Here is a 24317-nt window from a genome sequence, read left to right as displayed (position 1 = left end):
TGGTTGTCCTGCGACAGTTTTGCTCTGGAACGATAAAGTTGTGAGTTTGCTGGACAAAATACCAAATTCCGGTCATCTGACTCCGCCAGAGTCTCCGCCGCACTGGAGACCTATTTGGACGGCATCACGCGAGCCGTTAGGATGATCCCGCGGGGGCAGGAACATTATCGGGGAATACATGCGTCGACGGCTGCTTGAGTTGAAGAACACTGCTTTGCGCCACCTTGCCGTAACGGGCCTTGTCACAGGCCTTGCGCTCCTGACCGGAGACGGCGGCGCTTTCGCCCAGAGCGGCACACCGAATCCGCCGGACCAGGCCAAACAGCAGCCCGGACAGGCCGACGCCACTGCCGCGCGGGAAGCCAACCAGCGCAAGGTCGAGGAATTCGTCGAGGCCCAGCAGGCCATCAATGGTCCGGCCGGCAATCCGGAATGCGTCTGGCTCGGCCGCCGCGTGGTCCGCCTGATGTGGAACGACGACCTCGATACCGCATTCCGTCATCTCGACCTCTATGACCGGTTCGGCTGCCCCGGCGGCCACGTCCAGGCCGCGTTCCGCTGCCTGACCCGGTTCGGCGCCCAGATCGACGACAAGGTGCGCGGCAGCCTCGACGGCCGCATCCACGCCTGCTGGATCAATCCGGGCGCCCAGCCGCAGGCCGCCGCCGCCGCGCCTGCACCCACCCCGGCGCCGTCGACGGCCGGCAATGGCGCGCCAGCGCCGGCAGCGTCACCCTCGCCTGCGCCAACCCCGTCGGCCTCGCCTGCGCCGGCGTCGAAATAAGCGCGCCGCGCGATCGGGACCGGCCGCGATTTTTTTCGCGGCTGGAACGGCTTGCGCCCTTAAAACGCCATTGCGGCATACCAGTTGTTAAATCGGATGGCGGAGATATCTTTCGCTCCGCCGCCATGTTGGTCGAACCCAGGGGACGGGTTCGCTTAGTCCTCAATCTCAGGCCCCGTATGGTTTAACCGCGATGCGCGCCGTCGTCGCCGTCCTGTTGCTTGTCACCGCCGCTCACGCCGCCCTGTGGGGTCTCTTCCAGGAGAAGCAGGCAGCGCCCGATTTCCGTGGCACGCTGCCGAGCCTGTCCTACGCCCCGTTCGAGTCGGGCCACACGGTCGCGGACGTTGCCGCCGACACCGAGAAGGTGCGCACGGACCTCAGAAAGCTCTCGACGCTCACCAAGGCGGTCCGCCTCTATTCGTCGACCGAAGGCAACGAACTGGTGCCGCCGGTCGCCGCCGAGTTCGGCATGAAGGTCACGGTCGGCGCCTGGATCGACAAGGACGCCAACCGCAACAACCGCGAGATCGAAGCTGCGATCAATCTTGCCAAGCGCAACAGCAACGTCATCGGCATCGTGGTCGGCAACGAAACCGTGTTCCGCGGCGAGCAGGTCCCGCTCGAAAACCTCGGCTCGGTTCCGGAAGTCGGAGTGCCGCCGGAGGAATCCGAACGAATCCTTCGCGAGGAGGCGCAACGCCTGCACGACGCGGAAACGCAGCCCGAAGACAAGCGCGGCGAAGCGGTCAAATGGGCGATTGCCGAAAGCAACGTGCACCGCCTGATCAAGGTGATCCAGCGCGTCAAGAAATCGGTCAACGTTCCCGTCACGACCGGTGAAATCTGGAACATCTGGCGAGACCATCCGCAGCTCGCCAATTCGTCCGACTTCATCGCCGCCCACGTGCTGCCCTACTGGGAAAACTTCACCGACAAGCAGGCGGTGGACCAGGCGGTCGACCGCTACAATCTGTTGCGCGACTCCTTCCCCGGCAAGCGCATCCTGATCGCCGAGTTCGGCTGGCCGAGCCAGGGCTACAATCTGCGCAACGCCGAGCCGGGCGCGTTCCAGCAGGCCACCGTGCTGCGCAACTTCGTCACCCGCGCCGAAGCCATCGGCATGGACTACAACATCGTCGAAGCGATCGATCAGCCCTGGAAGTACTTCGAAGGCGGCGTCGGTCCCTACTGGGGCATCCTCAATGCCGACCGCGAGGCGAAGTTCGCCTGGACCGGTCCGGTCACCGACCTGAATTACTGGAAGATCGCGCTGGTCGCGGTCCTCGTCGGCCTGTTCATGTCGCTGCCGATCCTGCGGCTGGACCAGCCGACGGTGATGCAGGCGCTGGTGCTGTCGGCCGCCGCCAATGGCGTCGGCGCCTGGGTTGCGACCGTGTTCTCATACTGGACCACGCATTATTTCGTCTGGGGCTCGGCCTTCGCGCTCAGCCTCGGCCTCGTGCTGCTGGTGCCGCTGGTGCTGATCGCGATGGCGCGGATCGAGGAGATCGCGGCGGTGGCGTTCGGCCATGGCCCACGCCGGCTGATCGGCAAGAGCGCGACGCTGGCGCCCGCCACCATCGGCGAGGACGTCAAGTTTCCGAAGGTCTCGATCCACATCCCGGCCTATTTCGAACCGGTCGAGATGCTGAAGCAGACGCTCGATGCGGTGTCGCGGCTCGACTATCCGAATTTCGAGTGCGTCTGCATCATCAACAACACGCCGGATCCCGAGTTCTGGCGGCCGATCCAGGATCACTGCCGGCAGCTCGGCGAGCGCTTCAAGTTCATCAATGCCGAGAAGGTGCAGGGCTTCAAGGCCGGCGCGCTGCGGATCGCGATGGAACGCACCGCGGCGGATGCCGAGATCATCGGCATCATCGACGCCGACTATGTCGTGCATCCGGACTGGCTCAAGGATCTCGTCCCCGCCTTCGCCGATCCCCGCGTCGGCCTGGTGCAGGCGCCACAGGAGCATCGCGACGGCGACCGCTCGCTGATGCACTACATCATGAACGGCGAATATGCCGGCTTCTTCGACATCGGCATGGTCCAGCGCAACGAGTTCAACGCCATCATCGTGCACGGCACGATGTGCCTGATCCGCCGCGCCGCGATGGACAAGGTCGGCGGCTGGTCGAGCGACACGATCTGCGAGGACACCGATCTCGGCCTTTCGATCCAGCAGGCGGGCTGGCTCACGCACTACACCAATGTGCGCTACGGCGAAGGCCTGCTGCCCGACACCTACGAGGCGTTCAAGAAGCAGCGCCACCGCTGGGCCTATGGCGGCTTCCAGATCGTCAAGAAGCACTGGCGCCGCTTCCTGCCCGGGGCGAGCCGGCTGACGCCGGATCAGCGCCGCGAATTCTCGCTCGGCTGGCTCAACTGGCTCGGCGCCGAAAGTCTCGGCGTCGTGGTCGCGATCCTCAATTTGATCTGGGTGCCGATCGTCGCCTTCGCCGACATCGCGATCCCCGACAAGATCCTGACCCTTCCGATCATCGCCTCCTTCATCGTCTCGCTGGTGCATTTCGTCGCGCTCTACCGGCTGCGGGTGAACATCAAGGCCGGCCAGATGCTGGGCGCCATGATCGCGGCGATGAGCGTGCAATGGACGGTGTCGCGCGCGGTGGCGCAGGGCCTGATCACCGAGCACCTCGCCTTCGCCCGCACCTCCAAGGGCGGCCTGTCGCGGATGTCGATCGAATTCCAGGCGTTCTGGGAGGCCGTGATCGGCGTGCTGCTCCTGATCGGCGCCATCGTGCTGGTCGTCACCAACGGCTACAAGCAGGTGCGGGAGATCTACATCTTCGCCGGCGTCCTGGTGCTGCAGAGCCTGCCGTTCCTGGCGGCGGTCGCGATCGCGATCCTGGAGAATTCGCGGATCAACGAGTTCGCGTTCTGGCGCAACAGCGCGATCCGCACCGCGGAACTGATCGGGTTGCGACCGGTCAGCCTGCCCTCGGTCGCCGCCCCGCAGCAGCCGGTCGGCTCGGAAATCGGCCGCGACAACTAGCGCATGATCCGGAAAAGTGCGCAGCGGTTTTCCGAAAGACCATGCGCCAACAAGAAGCTCACTTCAAGAAACGGCCCTAAGCACAGGCATTGGAACGGCAAATCCGCCGCAACGGTGCACAATTGACTGCCCATCGGCTATTGACCCGATGGGCCCTGCCCCCTACACAGCGCGGGCTGGAGCATGATCCGGAGCGGTTTCACCGCTTGGTCCGGATCTGATGTTCAGGTGAGTGAGCGCGTAGCTCAGGCGGTAGAGCACGTGACTTTTAATCATGGGGTCGAGGGTTCGAGTCCCTCCGCGCTCACCAATTAAATCAATCACTTAAGAGAGAAATAGACCTAAGCCGGCCGGAGGTCAGTTCGGATCGTCCACACCATGCACACTGGGCGTGCTCGGCTTGGCCTACCTCGCGCGGCGCTAGCAGCCGGTGTGATGAACGGTGGCCGGTAGACCTGAGCCGGGCTGATCCGATTGGCACTGAACTTGCGATTTCGCTCGGTGCTGGGATTGCAGTCCCCAGATTGAAACAGGGCGCCGTCGGGACAAACCATTTCGGGCCCGGCGGCGTACTTTTTCGGGACGGTCAGGACAGCATGCCGTCGCCCATGGGATGCCCGGCCACCCGCCAGATCAACGAACCGGCGGATTGTAGCGATCCCAAATCACGGTTTTCGAGCCACTCTGCGCCGATCGCGCGATGGCATCGTCGAACTTGTGATAGTGGTCGAACTGCTGCTGCTCATCGCGCAGCAGTGGCGCCTGGGCAGACGAGTAAGGGCTATTCGTAGCGTTCCACTGATCAGATCCCGACACGACACAACCCCATCCTGGTTCAGATGCAGGTTGGTTAGCATCGTTGCGCTTGTATCTCTGTATCGTCGTCGCAACAGCGCCGGCAATCCGCCAAATATGCGCACACGGATTGTTTCCGTGGTTCTTCAAGCGTGAGGAACTGGCACATGAGATTTGCCAGGGCCGTCGCAGTCTGGTTCGCGCCTTGCATCCTTGCCGCACTCGACACGGCCTATGGTCCAGGCTGGGAGAAGACTTGTCCGTCATTGGACGACGAGGTTCGTCCCAGGACACGACCGGCAAAATCAACCAACGATACCGATCAGATTCCGTTTCCGTCCATTGGCCCTCCGCCCCTGGCGGGTCCCAAGCCGATAGGCCCTGCGGGCGGGAAACCCATTCCCAAAGGATAGCCGGACAGCTGCGGAATCAATCGACACGCGTCAGCGCAATGGGGAGATCAGGGTCGATCGAAGTTGACGTTGTTCAAGAAGACAGCGGCAGCTCGCCCTGCCCGCCCGTCCAATCGATGATATCGACCTGAAGCCCTCGCTTCAGCATCTCGGCTTCGAGGCTTCCGGCGTGCCGCTTCCACTCCGGCGTCGCGCGGACCCGGAATTTCGGCTCCTCGCCGTTCGCCTCGAATTCATCGTCGGCCTTGAGCGCGCCGCGGACGGCCTCGTACATCATCTTCAGGCTGGCGTCGGTGAAGGCGCCGTAGTCCATCGGTCGTCTCCCTCAACACGGTCAGAAGACAAAGGGCCGCCACGGAACTCATCCGTGGCGGCCCTCTGCAAGCGGCCCATCCAGACGGCCCAATACGAGCGTGGGCGAGTCGGGTTAATGAAACGTTGTTCGCGCGGGTGGCAACCCGCAGCTCGCCTGGTTTGGCCGCTGCTTCTGCCTCGTCACAGCCTCAGGCGTCGAAACAGTTGGGCGAGCGCCGTGTTGGCGGATTGCGCGCGCCGTTCGAGGATTTCCGCCGCCGTGGCGTAGTTGCGGGCGAGGCTCTGGAGCGCATGTCGAGCATCCGGCAGCGTGGACTGCCTGGCCATCTCCAGGCACTGGTGCTCGAAGTATCGAAGCTCCTCAAGTTCGGTCATTGCGATTCGTCCGATTCCGTTCAGCATCTTCGAACTCACTGCGCCAACGGCCTAGTGAAAGTTTGGCAAGATTGTTGCGAACGCCGGACTATCTGGTCGGAGTGTTGCTGGACGCATGATTTGACAATCACTGCTCCGTGACCAGTGCGGGCGCGCGCCGGGCGCGGACACGCGCCGGGCTGATCGACAAGCGCACCCGATGGCTACACTATGCGTGAGTCTTGCTTCGGACGCAGCAACGTCTTGAGCGCAGTGCAGGGGTATCTTCGCGAAGGGTGCGGTGGCGCGGCGTTGAGTTGGCATTGTTGAACCAGATGAAGAAGCGCGATTGGGCCTTCGTGGCGGCATGTGTGGCAGGCGCGCTGATGTTCGGTATCTGGAGCGTCCAGATGGGCTTCGCGTTCCATCGCTCCCGGCAGGTTCCGACCGATCTTTCGAGATCGCACCGGGGCGGCGGCGATCAGCTGCACCACCAGTCCCGATAGGCCGCGCAATCGCGTTCCTCAACGCCGCACCGCCTAGGCCCAGGCCAGGTATGCGGGGACGGCGCCGTCATCATCGTCGTCCCCGGCCCGTGCGAGCCGCCTGCGGCGCGCGCTGTCCGTTGCGCGGCGATGCCGCATGTCGAACCGGTGCAACGCCTTTGGCACGCGCTCCGCGATATCGCGAACCAACGCAATGGCCCGCCTGACGACGGCCAGGACGGTCGCAACGCGCGTGAACAAGCCGATCAGGAAGATCATCGAGAAGACGTCGATATAGGCCAGCATATCGCCGACCAGCATCAATTCGGGCGGAAGCGGAATCCGGTGCAGGTAAGCGACGATCAGGATGACCACCGGGATCAGCGCAATCAGCTTCCGCAATGTCAGCCGGTCCAGCAAGGCGGCGAGCTCGACCACCAGGACCAGCCAGAGCCAGTCGCCAAGCGCGGCCGGCTTGTCGATCGTCCAGGTCTGCCAACATCGCTGCCAGTTCCGCTTCCACATCGGAGCGCCCGCCTTATCCCCGAGGCAATGCCGGCTACGGCTTCGACGACGCTTCGCCGCCGTCGCCCTCGACCGCGAGGCCCGGTGTGCCTAGGAGTCCGGGCCTCGTGTCTGATGTCCCCCGCCTCGTGGCGGATCAGGTGTTGTGGTTACGCGAGCCTTCCGGCGCGATCCATCCCGGATGACTACGGGGATCAGCCGCGCGCGGACGTCACTTGCTGTAGCTGTAGAAGCCCTGCCCGGTCTTGCGGCCGAGATGGCCGGCATCGACCATCTCCTTCAGCAGCGGCGCCGGCCGGTACTTGGGATCGTTGAAGCCGGTGTAGAACACCTCCATCACCGACAGCATGGTGTCGAGCCCGATCAGGTCGGCGAGCGCGAGCGGTCCGATCGGATGGTTGCAGCCGAGCTTCATGCCGGCATCGATCTCCTCCGCGGTCGCAATGCCTTCCTGCAGCGCGAAGATCGCCTCGTTGATCATTGGGCACAGGATGCGGTTGACCGCAAAGCCCGGGCTGTTCTTCGCGGTGATCGCGACCTTGCCGACGCGCTTGGCGAAGGCTTCGGCCTTGGCGACCGTGTCGTCCGAGGTCTGCAAGCCGCGGATCAGTTCGAGCAGCGCCATCACCGGGACCGGATTGAAGAAGTGCATCCCGATGAAGCGGTCCGGACGATCGGTGGAGGCCGCAAGGCGGGTGATCGAGATCGACGAGGTGTTGGTCGCAACCAGCGCGCTCGGCTTCAGCCCGGCGCAGAGATCCCTGAGGATCTTGACCTTCAGCTCCTCGTTCTCGGTCGCCGCTTCGATCACGAGATCGCAGGCGGCAAGCTTGGACTTGTCGGTGGTCGCGTTGATCCGCGCAAGCGTCGCGTCGCGATCCGCCGCGGTCATCTTCTCCTTGCTGACCAGGCGATCGAGACTGCCCCCGACCGTCTTCAGGCCGCGCTGCACCGCCGCGTCCGAGATATCCACCATGGTCACGTTCAGTCCTGCGGCAGCGCAGATCTGCGCGATGCCGTTGCCCATGGTTCCGGCGCCGATGATGCCAACCGTCTCGATCATTGTATCAATCCCTCTCGTCGCTCGGCCGCCTCGCAGCCGCATCGTCAAAAACGGCGGACCGTGGGGTCCGCGGATGGCGCATGCATAGCAGTCCGGCCGAATGGCCGATACAGCAGACGATGGTATTCTGGTGGGGCCTATTCCGGACGTGGCGGTACCGGCCGCCTCGGCGGGACGGTCGGCCGTGGCGGCAATTGGGTGCGCGTCGGCTCGGCCGCGCGCGACGGCTCGAACACGCGATTGAGCCGCACGATCCACCAGGCCAGTCGCCCGTAGTTGCGGCGAAGCGCCGATCCGAATCCTTCGTCGATATCGTGGTCACGATCCATACCCCTATCGTTAATGTGCATCCTTGAAGGAACGGTGAGTGCCATCACGAGCTGCACCAGCAATCGTTAGGATTTTGGCAACTATTTCGCGCAAGCCTCGATGCGTTGATGGCGCGGGCACCGGTAATCTTGCGGATTGCGTATTGAAGACCCTGCGCCGCGGCATCGCCATGTCGATGCGACTCGCATTTAGTTGATCGAATTTTCCGCGGAGCGCCGCGACATAACATTAGACCACGAGGGCTACGCCCATGCTTTCTGAAAAGTTCTTTTTGGTGCTCGAGACATTGCTCAACGGCCAGACCCATTCCAACGGAGCCCCGCGCGTGGTGAGCACGTCGCCCCACGTCCCGGTCAAGCTTCCGCGCGAAAGCCGCCCCGAAGGCAACGTGCCTCGTTAGGCCTGTTGGGGCGCATCGCCACGACCGATGCGGCTCTGCGGCTGGCAGGCCTGATCGATCGCCGAGACCTGCCAAGCCGATTGGCGGCCTCGCGGCCGTGATCCAGCTCATAGTCGGTGAAGGCGAGCCACGCTACACCACTCCCGCAACGAAGTGGTGCGCCATGGACAGCAAGACCGATTTCGGAAGCATCGTGGTCGCAATCTGCGTTGCCGCATACACGGCGATCATGCTTGCCTATCTCGCCCAGCACAATCTCGGCCTGACCGCCACGCAGACGCGTCATCTCTCGATGCTGGCCGCGCTGTTCCTCGCGCTGCCGATCGCACTGGACCTGCTGCGCGCCGGCGCCGACAACGCCCGCTGACGCGGGCCATGGCGGCGCCTGCCGCATCCGATCCCCCGCTGAACACGCGCCCAAAGCAACATAGCGCTAGGTGAAGCGGCGCGAATCAGCGTTATCTTGCAACTGATCACTTCGTGGGATTTGGCTGCATGACCCAGCCCAGCGTCCTTGATCAGAAGATTTTGGATCAGAATATTCGCGAGCTGCAGGAATGGCTCCGCAACGCCTGGCAGCAGCTTGCGGACCCCACGCTCACCGCCTTCTCCCGCCGCGAACTGCGCAACCAGATGAAGCAATGCAACGCCGATCTGCGCGTGCAACTGCAAGCCGCTTCCAGGCAAATGCTGAGTCAGCCCGCCGCATCGGGCAAGACGTTCGCCAAGCCCGAGCTGCGGATCCTCGCCTAGCAGGAAACCGGCCGGCATTTCGGGGCCGCATGCCGGCCGGCGCGCCAAAATGCCGCGATCTCCTACTGCATGCTCGGCATACGCACCCTCTGCTTGTGCAGGGCCCCCCGACGAGGCACAGCAAAACAGCGCCGGCGTGCCTATATTGGCGTCGTAGGGCGGCCAACGCCGCCGAAGCTTAGGGACTCCCGTGTTTTATCTGGAACTTGCGATCGTGGCGGTCTTGATCGTCGTCAACGGTCTGTTGTCGATGTCGGAGCTTGCGATCGTCTCCTCCCGTCCGGCGCGCCTCGCGGCGCTGGTCGAACGCGGCGTCAGCGGCTCGCGCCGCGCGCTCGCGCTGGCTTCCGATCCCGGAAAATTCCTGTCCACGGTCCAGATCGGCATCACGCTGATCGGCGTGCTGTCGGGCGCCTTTTCGGGCGCCACCCTCGGCCAGCGGCTTTCGCAATTTCTGTTCGAACTCGGGCTGGCTGCGAACGTCGCCGATGCGGCCGGTGTCGGCATCGTCGTCGGCGTGATCACCTATGCCTCGCTGATCGTCGGCGAGCTGGTGCCGAAGCAGATCGCGCTGCGCGACCCGGAGTCGGTTGCCGTGCGGGTTGCTCCGGCGATGACCGTGATGGCGCGGCTGTCGCTGCCGCTGGTGTGGCTGCTCGATCGTTCCGGCAAGTTCTTGCTGTGGGTCCTCGGTCACCGCGAAGACGCGCAGGACCGCGTCAGCGAGGACGAGATCAAGACGCTGGTGGTGGAAGCCGAGAATGCCGGCGTGCTCGAGCCCGGCGAAAAGGAGATGATCGCCGGCGTGATGCGGCTCGGCGATCTTCCGGTCGGAGCCGTGATGACGCCGCGTCACGAGGTCAGCCTGATCGACCTCGCCGCCCCTGCTCCCGAGATCCTGGCGACCCTGCAAAAGAGCAATCACTCGCGCTGCGTGGTGTTCGACGGCAACCGCGACCATGCGCTCGGCATCGTGCAGGCCAAGGACGTGCTCGATGTCTACCTCGCCGGCCAGACGCCCGACATCCGTGCGCTGACGCGTGATGCGCCGATCATCCCGGAAACCGTTGACGCCCGCGACGTGGTCGCGATCCTGCGCGACTCCGCGGTGCATATCGGCCTCGTGCACGACGAATACGGCACCTTCCAGGGTGTCGTGACCAGCGCCGACATCCTCGAGGCCATCGTCGGCGCCTTCCATACCGAGGAAGGCCCGGCCGAGCCCGCCTATGTCAAGCGCGACGACGGCTCCTATCTAATCTCCGGTTGGATGCCGGCGCTCGAGTTCAGCGAACTGCTCGGCATCGCGCTGCCCTCGCCGCGGCCCTACCAGACCGCGGCCGGCTTCCTGCTGCATGCGTTCGGCGCGATCCCCGATACCGGCGCGAAGATCGCTGCGCAGGGCTGGGACTTCGAGATCGTCGACCTCGACGGCCGGCGCATCGACAAGGTGCTGGCGAGCAAGCGGCCGGTGGCGTGACATTGCCAACCGGCCGCCCTGTTGATAACCGGCAGGACAGCAAGACAGCCGGCTGCGGTGTGCTATCGGCATAGCGGCAGCCCATGCGATCCAAGAGCAAATCCCAGAGTAAGCCCCACGGAAGTGATCCCCATGCGCATTACCCTTGTCGGTTCCCGCCATTTCGGCGTGACGACCCTGAACATGCTGCGCGAGCACCACGTCACGCTGGTCAGGGTGGTCGTGCATGACGGCGAGGACCGGCTGGCGGCCGCGGCCAGGGCGGCCGGCATCGAAGTCGTGGTCCAGGCCGATCCCAAGCTGGTGACGGCCGCCGAGATCGCACCCGGCACCGACCTGATCGTGACCGCCCACAGCCACGCCCGCGTCAGCAAGGAGGCGCTTGCCGTGGCCAAGCTTGGCGGCATCGGCTACCACCCGTCGCTGCTGCCCCGCCATCGCGGCATCGCCGCGGTGGAATGGACCATCAAGGAAGGCGATCCGATCGCCGGCGGCAGCATCTATCACCTCGCCGACCGCATGGATGCCGGCGCCATCGCCGCGCAGGACTGGGTGTTCGTCAAGAAGGGCGAGACCGCCCGCGAATTGTGGGAGCGCGCGCTGGCGCCGCTCGGCCTGCGGCTGCTCGGCGAGGTCATCGACTACGGCAAGGTCAACGGCGCGCTGCCGGCCAAGCCACAGGACGAGCAGTTCGCGACCAAGGCGCCCAATCTGAGCCCCGGCAAGCACTAGATCGAAGCTCGGTATCTAAATACCAAAAATCGGGAGCAAGAGATCAGATTCTCCGTTCCAGAGCCGGAACCGAATTCACCATGATGTGTTTGAGTTTACAGGAACATTCGGGGACTCCCGCGGCGCAGCAAATTTTGAACACATTGTGACAAGATAAGCCGCGTCATCACACGAAATGACAGGGATTTGATTCATGCGTTCGATCCGCATTCGCGACCTGATTTTGGTCACTTCGGTCGCTTCCGCTGCCGCCCTCACCGCAGCGCCCGCCACCGCCCAGCAGCCTTATGACGGCCTTTGGAACGTCACTGTGGTCACCAAGACCGGCAGCTGCGAGCCGTCGCAGAGCTCGACCGTCACGGTCGCCGAAGGAAAGATCTCGGCGCAGGGCGCGGCGATCTCCGGCACCGTCGGCAGCGGGGGTCTTGTGCGAGTCTCGATCAATGGTGCATATGCGAACGGACAACTCAGTGGCAACTCCGGATCGGGGAAGTGGAATGGGGCATCAGCTGGCGTACCGTGCAGCGGCCGATGGGAAGCATCCCGTCAGTAAGATCAGCAGCGTATCGCGTTTCTTCGCCATCGCGCGGCGGCCCGCATTTGCAGCCGCCGCGTTTTTCGTGACCGCACTCGCGAGCACCGCGGGCCATGCCCAGTCCGGCCCGTTCGCCGGCATGGCGGGCACCTGGTCGGGCGCCGGCACGGTCACCTTGGACGACGGATCAAGCGAGCGGATCCGTTGCCGTGCGACCTATCGCGTCGGCGGACCCAAGATGACCATGAGCCTGACTTGCGCCAGCGACGCCTACAAGTTCAACTTGGCGGCCGACGTGGAGGCTGAAGGCAGCGCGGTCAGCGGATCCTGGAGCGAGTCCAGCCGCAATGTCAGCGGCGACCTGCGCGGTCGCGGCGGCGGCGGCAACTTCCAGGTCGTGGCCAGCGCCCCCGGCTTCAACGCTGACATCTCGATGCGGACCTCAGGCAACAAGCAGTCGGTCACGATCAGGGCCGACAGCCAGTTCCGCGGCGCCAATATCACGCTGTCGAAGTAACCGACCTTCACGTAACAACGCCCCCGGGATCAAAATCTCGAGGGCGTTTTTTGTTGGCCATGCGATCGCTAGAGCATGATCCGGAAAAGTGGAAACCGGTTTTCCGAAAAGATCATGCTCAAACAAAGAGATGAGACCATGATGCGATTCCGTGGAAACGCATCATGGTCTAAGCGGTGCGTGGCTTGCCGAGATTCTCCGCGGTCTGCTGGATGGTGCGAGCGATCAACAGCGCCTGCTCCTTGTTGACCGCGAAGTCATACACGCCTTTTTCCGTGGTCATGGAGATCACCATGATATCCGGCTGTTGCTCCGGCCAGCCGGTCGCAAACCCCGTGAGGAGCTCGGGCGCCTTTCGCATGTTGCTCTTGTTCATGTCTGAATGTCCTATGTTGCGGGCACGAACGCCGTGACCTCGATCTCGACCTTCGCGCGCTGATCGACAAGGCCGTCGATATAGAGCAGCGTCGACGGCGGGAAATTGCGCCCGAGCGTCTCCTTCCACGCGGCGCCGATGCCCGCGCCCGCAGCCTCGTATTCGCTGCGGCTGGTCAGGTACCAGGTCAGACGCACGATATGCTCGGGGCCGGCGCCGGCCTCGTTCAGCAGCTTGATGATGCGCTTCAGCGCGGTGCCGACCTGTACGGCCATCTCGGGCGCGTAGTCGCCCTTCTCGTCGCCGCCGGTCTGCCCCGCGAGCACGATCCATTGGCCAGGCGCCTCGAACGCGACGCCGTGCGAGAAGCCGCGGGGTTTCGACCATTCGGCCGGTTGCAAGACACGCATGAGCAGATCCTCCTTATGGGGTTATTCCCGACCTGCTTAGCAGAGATCGCACAGCCGGCGCACCACCAGTCGACGGAATTGCGCGTTGCAAATTCGTGACGGCTCGCCGATACCGGGAATCCCTCCTCATCCTGCTCCGATCATGGATCGCACGCCCTCGAAGACTCGCGCAGCACTTTGGATGTCCGGCTGGCTCGCGCTGATGCTGATCGTGGCGGTGGCGGGCCGCGAGGCAACGCGCGAAGTCAACGTCTTCCAGCTGATGGCCGTGCGCGGCGTACTCGGCTTCGTGATGCTGTATCCGCTGATCCACATCAATGGCGGCTTCGCGATCGTGAAGACCGCGCGCGTCCACATCCACATCGCGCGCAACCTGATCCATTTCTGCGCGCAACTCGGCTGGTTCTATGCGCTGACCTTGATCCCGATCGGCCAGGTGGTCGCGATCGAATTCACGATGCCGATCTGGACCGCGATCCTCGCGGCGAGCTTCCTCGGCGAACGGATGACATCCTGGAAGATCGTCGCCATCGTGCTCGGCCTGGTCGGTGTGATCGTGATCGTGCGGCCGGCGACCGGAGCGATCAATCCGGGCCAACTGATCGCACTCGGCGCGGCCGTCGGTTTCGGCATCTCGGTCGTCGTAGTCAAATCGCTGACGCGCACCGAGCAGACGCTGACGATCATGTTCTGGATGCTGGTGGTGCAGTCGCTCGCCAGCATCGGGCCCGCGCTCTATGTCTGGACCTGGCCGCCGCTTTCGACCTGGGGCTGGCTCGCCGTGATCGCATTCTGCGGCACGTTCTCGCATTATTGCATGGCGCGCGCTCTGCTCCACGCCGACGCGACCGTGGTGATCCCGATGGATTTCGTCCGGGTGCCGCTCACCGCGATCGCCGGGTGGCTGATTTATGCCGAGCGGCTCGACGCCTATACGGTCCTCGGCGCGGCCATGATCCTGGCCGGCAACCTGTTGAACCTGAAACCGGGCGCAACAAAGCGGACGCGCGCAAGCTGACCGCTGCGTATCGCGATCTGCAACGCCACCACCCGATGACGGCAAAAGCCCGGGGATCATCCCGGGCTACCTTGCTTGCGAAGCGAGTTACTTCCCGGCGGCCTTGCGCAGCGCCGCGTTGATGCGGTCCTGCCAGCCGGGACCGCCTTCCTGGAAATACGCCAGCACGTCCTGATCGATCCGCAGCGTGACCTGCTCCCGGACGCCGGGGACGGCCACGGTCTTTGGCACCGCGTCAGCGACCTTGGTGGTGGCGCGTTTGAACGCCGCCTCGGCTTCGCTACGGGCATCGTTCAGGGTTCGCGGTCGCCTCGGCTGATCGGCCATATCCTGGATTCCTGTGTCTCAGATTCCTTCAAACAGCGCGGTCGAGAGATAGCGCTCCGAGAATGACGGCACAATCGCCAGGATGGTCTTGCCCGCAGCTTCCGGCCGCTTGCCGATCTGCAAGGCGGCTGCGATCGCGGCGCCCGACGAAATACCGCCGGGGATACCTTCGTTGCGCGCCAGCGCGCGCGCGGTCTCGATCGCGGTCGCGCTGTTGATCTTGACGATCTCGTCGATCACGGAGCGGTCGAGGATGTCAGGGACGAAGCCGGCCCCGATGCCCTGGATCTTGTGCGGCGTGTGCTGGCCGCCCGACAGCACCGGGCTTTCCTCCGGCTCGACCGCGACGACCCGCAACGACGGCTTGCGCGGCTTCAGCACCTGCCCGACGCCGGTGATGGTGCCGCCGGTGCCGACACCGGCGACGAAGTAATCGATGTTGCCGCCGGTGTCGTTCCAGATCTCCTCCGCGGTGGTGCGGCGATGGATTTCGGGATTGGCGAGATTCTTGAACTGCTGCGGCATCACCGCGTTGGGCGTCGTGCGCACCAGTTCTTCCGCGGTCGCGATCGAGCCCTTCATGCCCTGCGCCGCCGGGGTCAGCACGATCTCCGCACCGAGGAAGGCGAGCATCCGCCGCCGCTCGATCGACATCGACTCCGGCATCACGAGCTTCAGCCGATAGCCGCGTGATGCCGCGACATAGGCCAGCGCAATACCGGTGTTGCCCGAGGTCGGCTCGATCAGCACGGTGTCGGCATTGATGATACCGGCCTTCTCCATCGCCACGATCATCGCCGCCCCGATGCGATCCTTCACGCTGGCCGCCGGGTTGAAGTATTCCAGCTTGGCGAGGATCGTCGCATTGACACCGTTCGCCTGCGGCAGTCTCCGCAGCCGCACGATCGGCGTCGAGCCGATCGCATCGACGATGGAGTCAAAGACGCGGCCGCGTCCGGGTTGCACTGCACTCGTTGTCGACGGCGCGTCCATCAGGCGGCTCCTGTTGCGGGATATGCTGGAATATGCGGTCTTCTCTCATTTGGAGCAGCGCATCATGACGCGCAAGTGAGAAACCGCCGCAACGCATATTCGTTGCATCGCAAAATCAGAACCTGCGCAAATAACGTAAAACCTACGTATTTGTGTTGCGACAAGGTCAAACAAATGGGCTTATATACTTTCGTCAGGTGCAGCTCAGAACGCAAAGGGAGGCGCACATGCCAGCACTTGCTGAAGTTCGGTCGACCGTCGCGTCCAGACCCGATCCGCGCGGCAGCGATTTGCCGACCTGCCCGGTGTGTGCTGACTCAATGGTCGCGGCAGAAGCTTCCGCGTACCTGTTCGACAATCTGATCAGCTATCTCTGGACCTGCGATAATTGCGGTTACGGGTTCGTGACCAAGCACTCGGTGAAACCGATCCCGATCGTGTGCAACTGATCACACAAGCTCATCTCGGAGCAATGTCCCCGCGCGCCCAACCGGCGCGCGTTTTCGTTCTGAAGTCCTCGAACGTGCCGTTGGCCACCGCATCGCGGATGCCCTGCATCAGCTCCTGGTAATAGGCGACGTTGATTTCGGACAGCAGCATTGCCCCAAGGGTTTCGCCAGCGCGCACCAGATGGTGCAGATAGGCGCGCGAATAGTCGCGTGCCGCAGGCCACGGGCTCTCCTCATCGAGCGGACGCGGATCGTCGATGTGACGGGCGTTGCGCAAATTGATCTGCCCGAACCGGGTGAACGCCATGCCGTGGCGCCCGTTCCGTGTCGGCATCACACAGTCGAACATATCGACGCCGCGCGCCACCGCCTCCAGAATGTCCTCCGGGGTGCCGACGCCCATCAGATAGCGCGGCCGATCGGCCGGCAGCGCCGGCGCGGTCTCCTCGATCATCGACAGCATCACCGCCTGCGGTTCGCCGACCGCGAGGCCTCCGATCGCGTAGCCGTGAAAGCCGATGTCGGTCAGCCCGCGCGCACTGGCGTGACGGAGATCGGGGATATCGCCGCCCTGCACGATGCCGAACAGCATGTAGCCGTCGGGTGCGCTCTCGAAGGCCCGCTTGGAGCGTTCGGCCCAGCGCAGCGACAGCTGCATCGCGCGCTCGATGTCGGCGCGCTCGGCGGGCAGCCGCACGCACTCATCCATCTGCATCGCGATGTCGGAGCCGAGCAGCCGCTGCACCTCGATCGAGCGCTCCGGCGACAGCTCGACCTTGGCGCCATCGATATGCGAGCGGAAGGTCACCGCCTTCTCGGTGACCTTGCGCAGCTCCGACAGCGACATCACCTGGAAGCCGCCGGAATCCGTCAGCATCGGCCCGCCCCAGCCGGTAAAGCGCTGCAGGCCGCCCAGCCCTGCGATCCGCTCGGCGCCCGGCCGCAGCATCAAATGATAGGTATTGCCGAGCACGATGTCGGCGCCGGCATCGCGCACCTCGCGCCAATGCATGCCCTTCATCGCGCCGGCGGTGCCGACCGGCATGAATGCAGGTGTCCGGACCAGGCCATGTGGTGTGGTCAGGCGCCCGGTGCGGGCCGCACCGTCGGTTGCCAGCAGCTCGAAATGATTGGGAAGATTCATGCGGCTGCTTATTGCGTGTCACTGAAGCCCGATCAACCCGTCCGATAACGGCTTCCGCGCGACTTCGTGAACGCGAACGGCCGGATCAGAGCTTGCCCCGGAATGGAACGTCGGTTAAACAAAACGAAACCGTATCGTTTTATGTCAACAATAAGGCGACAGACCTCCCCGCCGCGACTGCAATCCGCGCGAAACCAGACCGAGATGTTCTCCCTCTTCAGCGCCCGGCCTGACCGCGTCCGCCATCGGGCGAAAGTCGCCCATGCGATGCGGCAAGTGGCGCTGCTGTGCGGGCTCGGCTTCACGCTGGCGGCGTGCAGTTCGCTGCCGCGGACGCCCTACACGGCTGCCGACGCCGTTAATTCGCGGGTGCTCGATCTCGACGGGCTGCGCCGCTATGCCGACGAGCCGGTGTCCAGGTTCAAGCTCGAGAAGGACAACCTCGCCCGGATCAAGACCTATCTCGCCCTCTCCGGCGGCGGCGCCGACGGCGCCTATGGCGTGGGTGTGCTCAACGGCTGGACTGCAGCCGGCAACCGTCCGAGCTTCTCGGTCGTCTCCGGTGTCAGCACCGGCGGACTGATTGCGCCGTTTGCCTTCCTCGGCTCGCGCTACGACGACACGCTGAAGGAGGTCTACACGTCAGGCATCGCCGAAAGCCTGCTGGACGACCCGAGCCTGATGCGGGTGCTGTTCGGCTCCGGCCTGTTCGGCAACAAGCGGCTGCGCGAGCTGGTGGCGCGTTATGTCGGCGAGGACATCCTGAGCGAGGTGGCGCGCGAGAATGCCAAGGGCCGAAAGCTCCTGATCGTCACCACCGACCTCGACACCCAGCGCACCGTGATCTGGGACATGGGACGGATCGCAGCCGTCGGCACGCCCGAAGCGCTGCAGCTGTTTCGCGACGTGATGGCCGCCTCAGCCAGCATCCCGCTGGTGTTTCCGCCGATCATGATCGATGCCGAGGGCCAAGGCCGGCGCTTCCAGGAGATGCATGTCGACGGCGGCGTCACCGCGCCCGTGCTGACGCTGCCGGACGCGCTGATGTTCCGCGAACGGGCCTGGCCCGCCAACGGCCGGATGAACATCTACATCCTCGTCAACAAGAAGCTCGAAGGCAATTTCCAGCTGGTGTTGAACTCGACGATCGACGTCGCCTCGCGCAGCATTTCTGCGATCACCCAGGCGCAAACCCGCTCCGTCATTCTCTCGACCTATGATTTTGCCCGGCGCAACCGCCTCGGCTTCCATCTGTCCTATATCGAGCGCGACTATCCTGCGTCGGAAAACCAGGGCTTCGACACCGCCTATATGCGTGCGCTCTACCAGTACGGCTACGACAAGGCCGCCGCGGGACGCGCCTGGACCGCGACGCCGCCCTGACCCGCCTGCCCCTGGTACCGCCGAATGGACGAATCCGTACCGCGCGGGTTATAGACCGGACGGACCCGTCCGACGCACAACGAGATGAATGGGCACATGGGATTGACGGCGACCAAGGCCAAGGCGGCCAACAAGGCGGCCAAGCGCGGCGTGATCAAGTCACGCGGCGGCCGGCCGACCCGGGACGCCGCGATCGAGCGCGACCAGCGGCTGATCGAGGTCGCCACCCGCCTGTTCCTCGAACGCGGCTTCGAGGCGACGTCGATCGACGCGGTGGCCGAGGCTGCCCGCGTCAGCAAACCCACCGTCTACGGCCAATATGGCGATAAGCGCGGCCTGTTCACCGCAGTGCTCCGGCGCGAGATTGCCCGCTGGCTCGCCCCGCTCGCTGCCGCCGCGGCGGAAATGCAGGGCGACGGCAGCTGCGATGGTTCGGCCGAGGAGCGGCTGATCGACCTCGGGCGCCAGCTGTTGGTGCTGAATTGCAGCGCCGATTCCATCGCCTTCAGCCGGATCCTGACCGCGCAAGCGATCAATTTCCCTGAGGTCGCCAAGCTGGCCGTCGACGAGGGCTGGTCGAAGGCCGTCTCCACCACCGCCGATTTCTTTGATCATCTGGCCGACAAGGGCGTGCTCGATCTCGAGGACACCACGATCGCGGCCGAGACCTTCCTCAACATGGTGGTCGGCCACACCCACCGGATGGCGACATTCGGGATACCGATCGACATGAAGGCGGCCGAGACGCGGATGGAGGTCTCGATCCGGCTGTTCCTGGCCGGCGCCGTCGGGCCGCGGGACCGGCTCCGCAACGGGGCCAAGGAAGGGACGAAGGAAGGGACGAAGGCACGCCGCAGGCCCGCGCGCTGAACGGTATTTTGGATCATTTTATCGTCTTACACGTTGCCGTGATGAACCTTGAATAAACAGAACGAAACCGTATTGTTTAGTTGCAATGAGACGCGGGACCTAGTTCAGCCCCCCAACGGTTTTGTGTCGCCTTGTAAACTTCGATCGTCACGACGGAGCAGCCGCCATCGCTTCGTCTGAACGTTCGGCGGCCGACCTCTGACTAACGGGGGTCGGCCGCATTTTCGCGGCACCAATGGCCGCACGACAGCGCGGGCAACGCGCGAGCTCAGTTTCGATGCAGGTTCGACGATGAGGACAGGACGATTGCGCGGATTGCGGCACTGGGGATTCGGAACGTGGTTGCTCGCGGCTGCGCTGCTGACCGCGACGCTCGCGTCGCCGGCCCAGGCGATCACGAGTTCGGCTGCCGCGGCGCTCACGCCGCAGGACGATGACAGCGCGCTCGACGTGCATGCGGTGCGCCGCGAGCTCGACAGCTTCCAGGCCGCGCAGATCTCGCTGCGCAAGGCGATGGCGATCGCCGAGGCGCTGCACGCCGGTGCGATCACTGCCGACATCAGCTTCGACGGCGCCTCGTTTCCCGCAGTCTACCGGGTCAAGACCATGCAGCAGGACCGGATCTGGCGGCACGCCATCGATGCAGCGACCGGCGAAGTGGTGGGGGGCGAGGCCGCCTCGCCGCTGACCTCCCTCGACGCCGAAGACCGCGGCAACCTGATGGTGCTCAGGGCGCTCCGCCATCGCCTCGCCGATGCGGTGCGGGTTGCCGAACACACCACCTCGGGCAAGGCGATCAGCGGCGGCCTGACGCGCGAGCGCGGCAAGCTCAATTTCGTCATCGTGGTGGTCGCCGGCAGCGACCTGAAAGAGGTGATCCTGGAGCCGCCGGGCGCACGCAGGCGCTGAGGCCGGCGCCGATGTTGCCGAATTTTCGCCCAAAGGCCGTTGACGTCAGCCGATCTGTCCCGCATAAGTCGGCACCATGATCACCGCGACCAAACGCACCACCAAAACCACTGAGCTCTCCGGGGCCTCGGGAGGCGTGCGCGCGTAGTCGGTCAACCGCACCATCTCTAGCCGAAGCCCCGCCTGATGAAGGTCCGGGGCTTTTTTATTGTCTGCAGCACATCCAACACATCTCGAATGGAGGACAAAGTGAGTAACGATCCCGTCGTCGCGATTGTCGGCGTCACCGGCGCAGTCGGCGCCGAATTCATTGCCACCATGGACAAGCGCGGCTTCCGCGTCGGCAAGCTGAAGGCGCTGGCGAGCGCCCGTTCGGCCGGCAAGACCATCAGCTTCCGCGGCCAGCCGGTGGTGATCGAGGAACTCACCGAGCGCGCCTTCGACGGCGTCGACATCGCGCTGTTCTCAGCCGGCAGCGGCATCTCGAAGAAGTTCGCGCCTCTTGCAGTGAAGTCCGGCGCCGTGGTGGTCGACAATTCCTCGGCGTTCCGGATGGACCCGAACGTGCCGCTGGTGATCCCCGAGATCAACGCGCGGAGCATCCGCGATCACAAGGGCATCATCGCCAACCCGAACTGCGCCGCCATCACCGCGCTGGTGCCGCTGTGGCCGATCCACCAGAAGAACCGCATCAAGCGGGTGATCATCTCGACCTACCAGGCCGCGAGCGGCGCGGGAGCTGCCGCGATGGACGAGCTCGTCGAATCCACCCGCGCCAATCTCAACGGACAAGTCTACACCCCGAAGGTGATGCCGCATCCCTACGCCTTCAATTTGTTCAACCACAACACGGCGGTCGATCCGGAGACCGGCTACAACGACGAAGAGACCAAGGTCATCAAGGAGACCCACAAGATCTTCGAGGACGAGAAGATCGCGGTCGGCGTCACCTGCGTGCGGGTGCCGGTGCTGCGCGCGCATTGCGAGGCGATCACCTTCGAATGCGAGAAGCCGATCACCGAGGACCAGGTCCGCGCGATCATGGCGCAGGCACCGGGGGTGAAGATCGTCGACGATCGCGCCAAGAACTACTTCCCGATGCCGATCGACGCCTCCGGCCAGGACGACGTGCTGGTCGGCCGCATCCGCAAGGACCTCAGCGATCCCTCGGGGCACTCGATCTCGATGTTCGTCGCCGCCGATCAACTGCTCAAGGGCGCCGCGCTGAACGCGGTGCAGATTGCGGAGCTATTGCCCGAACGCGCGATGGCGTGAGGAGCGAGTTGGATTCGTAGGGTGGGTTAAGCTTCGCAGCTAACCCACCCACGCTTCTAGAGGCCGCTATTCTGGTCTCCGAGTCCGTAAAGTCTGATTGCTTCCGTGCTTGTGCAAACAGGTAATGGAATCTGGGGGAGCCAAGTAGCGTTCCCGCGACGCCATTGGATAAAGAAATCAACGCGGCCCGGCTCCGCGACCTCTAACGCCACGTTGTTCTCGAACGCGGGACAAATTGTCAGCTCTCGGCTTTCGTTCGGCTTCAGCATGAACTGCGGTGGCCTGCCCGCCTGCGCATTCAAAAGAGCACGAGTGCTTTGTCCATCGGAGAGAAAATATACTTTGCAAGGTCGAAAGAACCACCCTCGCTTGACTTTGTTGCCCATGATCGCAACGTCATAAGGCGTCGTGTTCGTAATTCTGATGCAGATTTTTATACGACCGTCCTCCGCCTTTGTTGTAAGCGACACTACAGGACGCCCCTTATAATAGCGGTCAATAAAGACGAACCCAGCGCTGATGAGGCCGACGACGCCGCCTATTTCCCCGATTGTGAGAGCCATGGTTTTCCCCTCATACACCCCTGCTGCGGGTATATCAGGCTTAGCACCACCTGTCGCTGTTACCGCTCATTCGCCCGAAACAGCAGGCACGCATCGCCGTACGAATAGAACCGGTAGCCGTTCTTGATCGCGTGGGCGTAGGCGCCCTGCATGGTCTCGAGGCCGGAGAAGGCCGAGACCAGCATGAACAGCGTCGAGCGCGGGAGATGGAAATTGGTCAGCAGGATATCGACCGCGCGAAAGCGGTAACCCGGCGTGATGAAGATCGAGGTTTCCGCCGCGAACGGCTGGACCTCGCCGTCCGGTGTCGTCGCGCTTTCCAGCAGCCGCAGCGACGTGGTGCCGATCGCGACGATCCGGCCGCCCTTGGCGCGCGCTGCATTCAAGGCAGAGGCGGTCTCGGCGGTGATGCAGCCCCATTCGGCATGCATCTTGTGCTCTGAGGTTTCGTCGACCTTCACCGGCAGGAACGTCCCTGCCCCGACATGGAGCGTCAGCCGGTGCAGCGTGACGCCGCGATTGCGCAGCGCGGCTTCCAGCGCCGGCGTGAAGTGCAGCCCTGCCGTCGGCGCGGCGACCGCACCTTCATTGGCTGCGAACATGGTCTGGTAGTCGCTGACGTCCTGGTCGTCCGGTGTACGCTTGGAGGCGATATAGGGCGGCAGCGGCGTGGCGCCGACATCGGCGATGGCCTGGTCGAGCACTGGGCCATGGAACGAGAATGACAGCGTCACCTCGCCCTCCTGCCCCTTGGCCTCGACCTCGGCATCGAGATTGCCGAGCAGGCAGACCTTGCCCTCGTTGCCGAAGCGGATGGTATCGCCCGGGGCGAGCTTCTTCGCCGGTTTCACCAGCGCCTGCCAGCGCGAGCCGTCGAGCCGCTTGATCAAGGTCGCCTCGATCTTCGGCTCGGTCTCGCGCCCGATGCGGCGGCCCTTGAGCTGGGCTGAGATCACCTTGGTGTCGTTGACGACGATCTGGTCGCCCGGCTCCAGCCAGTGCGGCAGGTCCGCAATGGAGGCGTCGCGCAGCACGCCGTCCGGATGCACCACCAGCATCCGCGCGGAATCGCGGGGGCTCGCGGGCCGGAGCGCGATGCTCTCGGGCGGCAGTTCGAAATCGAAGAGATCGGTGCGCATGGCGCGATTGTTACTTCAACGTTGCCGTCACGGGATCGCGCGCGGCGTGATCCCGTGACGACGGAGTGTTCAACTCAAGCCGCGTCGGCGGCCATGCGCGCCTTGACGATCTTGTCCGGGTTCTGCACCGGCTCGCCGCGCTTGATCTTGTCGACATTCTCCATGCCCTCGGTGACCTTGCCCCAGACCGTGTACTGGCCGTTGAGGAAGGAGGCGTCGTCGAAGCAGATGAAGAACTGGCTGTCGCCGGAATCCGGGTTGGCGGCGCGGGCCATCGAGGCGGTGCCGCGGACATGCGGCTCCTTGTTGAACTCGGCCTTCAGCTTCTTGCCGGAGCCGCCCATGCCGGTGCCCTGCGGACAGCCGGTCTGCGCCATGAAGCCGTCGATCACGCGGTGGAACACGATGCCGTCGTAGAAGCCCTCGCGCACCAGCTCCTTGATCCGCGCGACGTGGCCGGGCGCGAGATCCGGGCGCATCTCGATCGTGACCGGGCCCTGGGTGGTTTCGAGGATCAGAGTATTTTCGGTAGCAGCCATGCTCGCTTCTCCTGGCTTCGGGGTGGATATTTCTTATTCCTGAATGGGATCGCGAATGGGCGGCCAGCCACCGCGCCGCCGAGGCTCTCGGTAAATGGCATCGGCGTGCAGCGTTGCAACGCCTCCATCACGGCGACCCGGTATGCAATCCGGTCGTTGTCGGTCGCTTCCTCCGATTCATAGCTGATCCTGGGATGGCCGAGGATCGCGCCTTCACGGTTGAAGCTGACAATGACGGTAATGTCGACCGGGCCGGCCTTGTCCGGCGGCGGCGGCCGCCAGCAGCGGTGGATGGCAAGAACAACGTCCCTGATCGTATTGAGTTGCTCCGGCTCGGCTGCCGCCGGTCCGGACAGCGCGAGCCACGCCACGAGCGGCGCGGCGAACCAGGCAAGTGGCTTGCTGCGCGCCGCCATCGC

Annotated in this window: 31 protein-coding genes and 1 tRNA gene; 17 read left to right on the top strand and 15 right to left on the bottom strand. The window is 64.2% G+C overall.

Annotated elements, in window-relative coordinates:
• Positions 1 to 178: 178 nt before the first annotated feature.
• From JQ507_16175 to JQ507_16165, 3 genes are all read left to right on the top strand, one after another.
• A complete protein-coding gene (locus JQ507_16175; GenBank protein QRI72902.1) occupies positions 179 to 784 on the top strand; it encodes a beta-1-3, beta-1-6-glucan biosynthesis protein in 606 nt (201 codons plus the stop codon).
• Between the two features lie 193 nt (positions 785 to 977).
• Positions 978 to 3806: a glycosyltransferase gene (locus JQ507_16170; protein ID QRI72901.1), complete on the top strand. Its 2829-nt coding sequence runs from the start codon at positions 978 to 980 to the stop codon at positions 3804 to 3806.
• A gap of 234 nt (positions 3807 to 4040) precedes the next feature.
• Positions 4041 to 4116: transfer RNA gene (locus tag JQ507_16165), tRNA-Lys, on the top strand.
• Positions 4117 to 4439: 323 nt separating this feature from the next.
• Here JQ507_16165 and JQ507_16160 read toward each other — a convergent pair.
• The 3 genes from JQ507_16160 to JQ507_16150 form a co-directional block, all read right to left on the bottom strand.
• Positions 4440 to 4622, bottom strand: a complete 183-nt coding sequence (locus tag JQ507_16160) for a hypothetical protein (protein QRI72900.1) — start codon at positions 4620 to 4622, stop codon at positions 4440 to 4442.
• Positions 4623 to 5087: 465 nt separating this feature from the next.
• On the bottom strand, positions 5088 to 5327 hold the full coding sequence (locus JQ507_16155; GenBank protein QRI72899.1) for a hypothetical protein: 240 nt from the start codon (positions 5325 to 5327) through the stop codon (positions 5088 to 5090).
• 182 nt (positions 5328 to 5509) lie between these two features.
• On the bottom strand, positions 5510 to 5704 hold the full coding sequence (locus JQ507_16150) for a hypothetical protein (protein ID QRI72898.1): 195 nt from the start codon (positions 5702 to 5704) through the stop codon (positions 5510 to 5512).
• Positions 5705 to 6009: 305 nt separating this feature from the next.
• Between JQ507_16150 and JQ507_16145 the strand changes: the two genes are divergently transcribed.
• On the top strand, positions 6010 to 6189 hold the full coding sequence (locus JQ507_16145) for a hypothetical protein (GenBank protein ID QRI72897.1): 180 nt from the start codon (positions 6010 to 6012) through the stop codon (positions 6187 to 6189).
• 33 nt (positions 6190 to 6222) lie between these two features.
• Here JQ507_16145 and JQ507_16140 read toward each other — a convergent pair whose 3' ends face one another.
• From JQ507_16140 to JQ507_16130, 3 genes are all read right to left on the bottom strand, one after another.
• Positions 6223 to 6693 (bottom strand): hypothetical protein, encoded by a 471-nt coding sequence (locus JQ507_16140; protein ID QRI72896.1) that lies wholly within the window; start codon positions 6691 to 6693, stop codon positions 6223 to 6225.
• A gap of 211 nt (positions 6694 to 6904) precedes the next feature.
• Positions 6905 to 7756: a 3-hydroxybutyryl-CoA dehydrogenase gene (locus tag JQ507_16135; protein ID QRI72895.1), complete on the bottom strand. Its 852-nt coding sequence runs from the start codon at positions 7754 to 7756 to the stop codon at positions 6905 to 6907.
• Between the two features lie 137 nt (positions 7757 to 7893).
• Complete coding sequence (locus tag JQ507_16130; protein ID QRI72894.1) at positions 7894 to 8085, bottom strand: hypothetical protein; 192 nt, start codon at positions 8083 to 8085, stop codon at positions 7894 to 7896.
• Between the two features lie 251 nt (positions 8086 to 8336).
• On the opposite strand from JQ507_16130, the gene JQ507_16125 reads away from it, so the two are divergent.
• The 7 genes from JQ507_16125 (at position 8337) to JQ507_16095 (ending at position 12503) form a co-directional block, all read left to right on the top strand.
• Positions 8337 to 8486: a hypothetical protein gene (locus JQ507_16125; GenBank protein ID QRI72893.1), complete on the top strand. Its 150-nt coding sequence runs from the start codon at positions 8337 to 8339 to the stop codon at positions 8484 to 8486.
• Positions 8487 to 8649: 163 nt separating this feature from the next.
• Complete coding sequence (locus JQ507_16120) at positions 8650 to 8853, top strand: hypothetical protein (protein QRI72892.1); 204 nt, start codon at positions 8650 to 8652, stop codon at positions 8851 to 8853.
• A 128-nt stretch (positions 8854 to 8981) separates the two neighbouring features.
• Positions 8982 to 9239: a hypothetical protein gene (locus JQ507_16115; GenBank protein QRI72891.1), complete on the top strand. Its 258-nt coding sequence runs from the start codon at positions 8982 to 8984 to the stop codon at positions 9237 to 9239.
• 190 nt (positions 9240 to 9429) lie between these two features.
• Entirely contained in the window at positions 9430 to 10719 is a 1290-nt protein-coding gene (locus tag JQ507_16110) for an HlyC/CorC family transporter (protein QRI72890.1), read from the top strand.
• A gap of 132 nt (positions 10720 to 10851) precedes the next feature.
• Positions 10852 to 11451, top strand: a complete 600-nt coding sequence (locus tag JQ507_16105; protein ID QRI72889.1) for a methionyl-tRNA formyltransferase — start codon at positions 10852 to 10854, stop codon at positions 11449 to 11451.
• Positions 11452 to 11659: 208 nt separating this feature from the next.
• Positions 11660 to 12004 (top strand): hypothetical protein, encoded by a 345-nt coding sequence (locus JQ507_16100; protein ID QRI73362.1) that lies wholly within the window; start codon positions 11660 to 11662, stop codon positions 12002 to 12004.
• On the top strand, positions 11949 to 12503 hold the full coding sequence (locus tag JQ507_16095) for a hypothetical protein (GenBank protein ID QRI72888.1): 555 nt from the start codon (positions 11949 to 11951) through the stop codon (positions 12501 to 12503). The genes JQ507_16100 and JQ507_16095 overlap by 56 nt, the downstream gene beginning before the upstream one ends.
• 169 nt (positions 12504 to 12672) lie before the next feature.
• Here the strand turns inward: JQ507_16095 and JQ507_16090 are convergent, their stop codons facing one another.
• Positions 12673 to 12864, bottom strand: coding sequence for a hypothetical protein (locus tag JQ507_16090; protein QRI73361.1), 192 nt, complete (start codon positions 12862 to 12864; stop codon positions 12673 to 12675).
• Positions 12865 to 12890: 26 nt separating this feature from the next.
• Entirely contained in the window at positions 12891 to 13289 is a 399-nt protein-coding gene (locus JQ507_16085; protein ID QRI72887.1) for a RidA family protein, read from the bottom strand.
• 142 nt (positions 13290 to 13431) lie between these two features.
• Here JQ507_16085 and JQ507_16080 point away from each other — a divergent pair, with 142 nt between their 5' ends.
• Entirely contained in the window at positions 13432 to 14307 is an 876-nt protein-coding gene (locus tag JQ507_16080; GenBank protein ID QRI72886.1) for a DMT family transporter, read from the top strand.
• An 87-nt stretch (positions 14308 to 14394) separates the two neighbouring features.
• Here the strand turns inward: JQ507_16080 and JQ507_16075 are convergent, their stop codons facing one another.
• Both JQ507_16075 and cysK read right to left on the bottom strand, forming a co-directional pair.
• Entirely contained in the window at positions 14395 to 14634 is a 240-nt protein-coding gene (locus tag JQ507_16075; GenBank protein ID QRI72885.1) for a BrnA antitoxin family protein, read from the bottom strand.
• 18 nt (positions 14635 to 14652) lie between these two features.
• Positions 14653 to 15627 carry a cysteine synthase A gene (gene cysK, locus JQ507_16070; protein ID QRI72884.1) on the bottom strand — a complete coding sequence of 325 codons (975 nt, stop codon included), beginning with the start codon at positions 15625 to 15627 and terminating at the stop codon, positions 14653 to 14655.
• Positions 15628 to 15854: 227 nt separating this feature from the next.
• Here cysK and JQ507_16065 point away from each other — a divergent pair, with 227 nt between their 5' ends.
• Positions 15855 to 16076, top strand: coding sequence for a hypothetical protein (locus JQ507_16065; GenBank protein QRI72883.1), 222 nt, complete (start codon positions 15855 to 15857; stop codon positions 16074 to 16076).
• 10 nt (positions 16077 to 16086) lie between these two features.
• On the opposite strand, the gene tgt is transcribed toward JQ507_16065, so the two are convergent.
• Positions 16087 to 17220: a tRNA guanosine(34) transglycosylase Tgt gene (tgt, locus tag JQ507_16060; protein QRI72882.1), complete on the bottom strand. Its 1134-nt coding sequence runs from the start codon at positions 17218 to 17220 to the stop codon at positions 16087 to 16089.
• 267 nt (positions 17221 to 17487) lie between these two features.
• On the opposite strand from tgt, the gene JQ507_16055 reads away from it, so the two are divergent.
• The 4 genes from JQ507_16055 (at position 17488) to JQ507_16040 (ending at position 21657) form a co-directional block, all read left to right on the top strand.
• Positions 17488 to 18603 (top strand): patatin-like phospholipase family protein, encoded by a 1116-nt coding sequence (locus tag JQ507_16055; protein QRI73360.1) that lies wholly within the window; start codon positions 17488 to 17490, stop codon positions 18601 to 18603.
• 96 nt (positions 18604 to 18699) lie between these two features.
• A complete protein-coding gene (locus tag JQ507_16050) occupies positions 18700 to 19473 on the top strand; it encodes a TetR/AcrR family transcriptional regulator (protein QRI72881.1) in 774 nt (257 codons plus the stop codon).
• 291 nt (positions 19474 to 19764) lie between these two features.
• Positions 19765 to 20382 (top strand): PepSY domain-containing protein, encoded by a 618-nt coding sequence (locus JQ507_16045; GenBank protein ID QRI72880.1) that lies wholly within the window; start codon positions 19765 to 19767, stop codon positions 20380 to 20382.
• Positions 20383 to 20619: 237 nt separating this feature from the next.
• On the top strand, positions 20620 to 21657 hold the full coding sequence (locus JQ507_16040; protein ID QRI72879.1) for an aspartate-semialdehyde dehydrogenase: 1038 nt from the start codon (positions 20620 to 20622) through the stop codon (positions 21655 to 21657).
• 56 nt (positions 21658 to 21713) lie between these two features.
• Here JQ507_16040 and JQ507_16035 read toward each other — a convergent pair whose 3' ends face one another.
• The 4 genes from JQ507_16035 to JQ507_16020 all read right to left on the bottom strand — a co-directional run bounded on the left by JQ507_16035 (position 21714) and on the right by JQ507_16020 (position 24314).
• Complete coding sequence (locus JQ507_16035; GenBank protein QRI72878.1) at positions 21714 to 22220, bottom strand: hypothetical protein; 507 nt, start codon at positions 22218 to 22220, stop codon at positions 21714 to 21716.
• 59 nt (positions 22221 to 22279) lie between these two features.
• The gene (gene queA, locus JQ507_16030; protein QRI72877.1) at positions 22280 to 23359 is read right to left on the bottom strand and encodes a tRNA preQ1(34) S-adenosylmethionine ribosyltransferase-isomerase QueA; all 1080 of its coding nucleotides are present in this window, start codon (positions 23357 to 23359) and stop codon (positions 22280 to 22282) included.
• Positions 23360 to 23433: 74 nt separating this feature from the next.
• Entirely contained in the window at positions 23434 to 23898 is a 465-nt protein-coding gene (locus tag JQ507_16025) for a peptidylprolyl isomerase (GenBank protein QRI72876.1), read from the bottom strand.
• Complete coding sequence (locus JQ507_16020; protein QRI72875.1) at positions 23874 to 24314, bottom strand: hypothetical protein; 441 nt, start codon at positions 24312 to 24314, stop codon at positions 23874 to 23876. Before JQ507_16020 ends, JQ507_16025 begins: the two co-directional genes overlap by 25 nt.
• Between the last annotated feature and the right edge of the window lie 3 nt (positions 24315 to 24317).

It is taken from the genome of Bradyrhizobium sp. PSBB068 (assembly GCA_016839165.1).
Lineage (GTDB): Bacteria > Pseudomonadota > Alphaproteobacteria > Rhizobiales > Xanthobacteraceae > Bradyrhizobium.
This window is presented reverse-complemented; position numbering and strand designations above follow the sequence as displayed.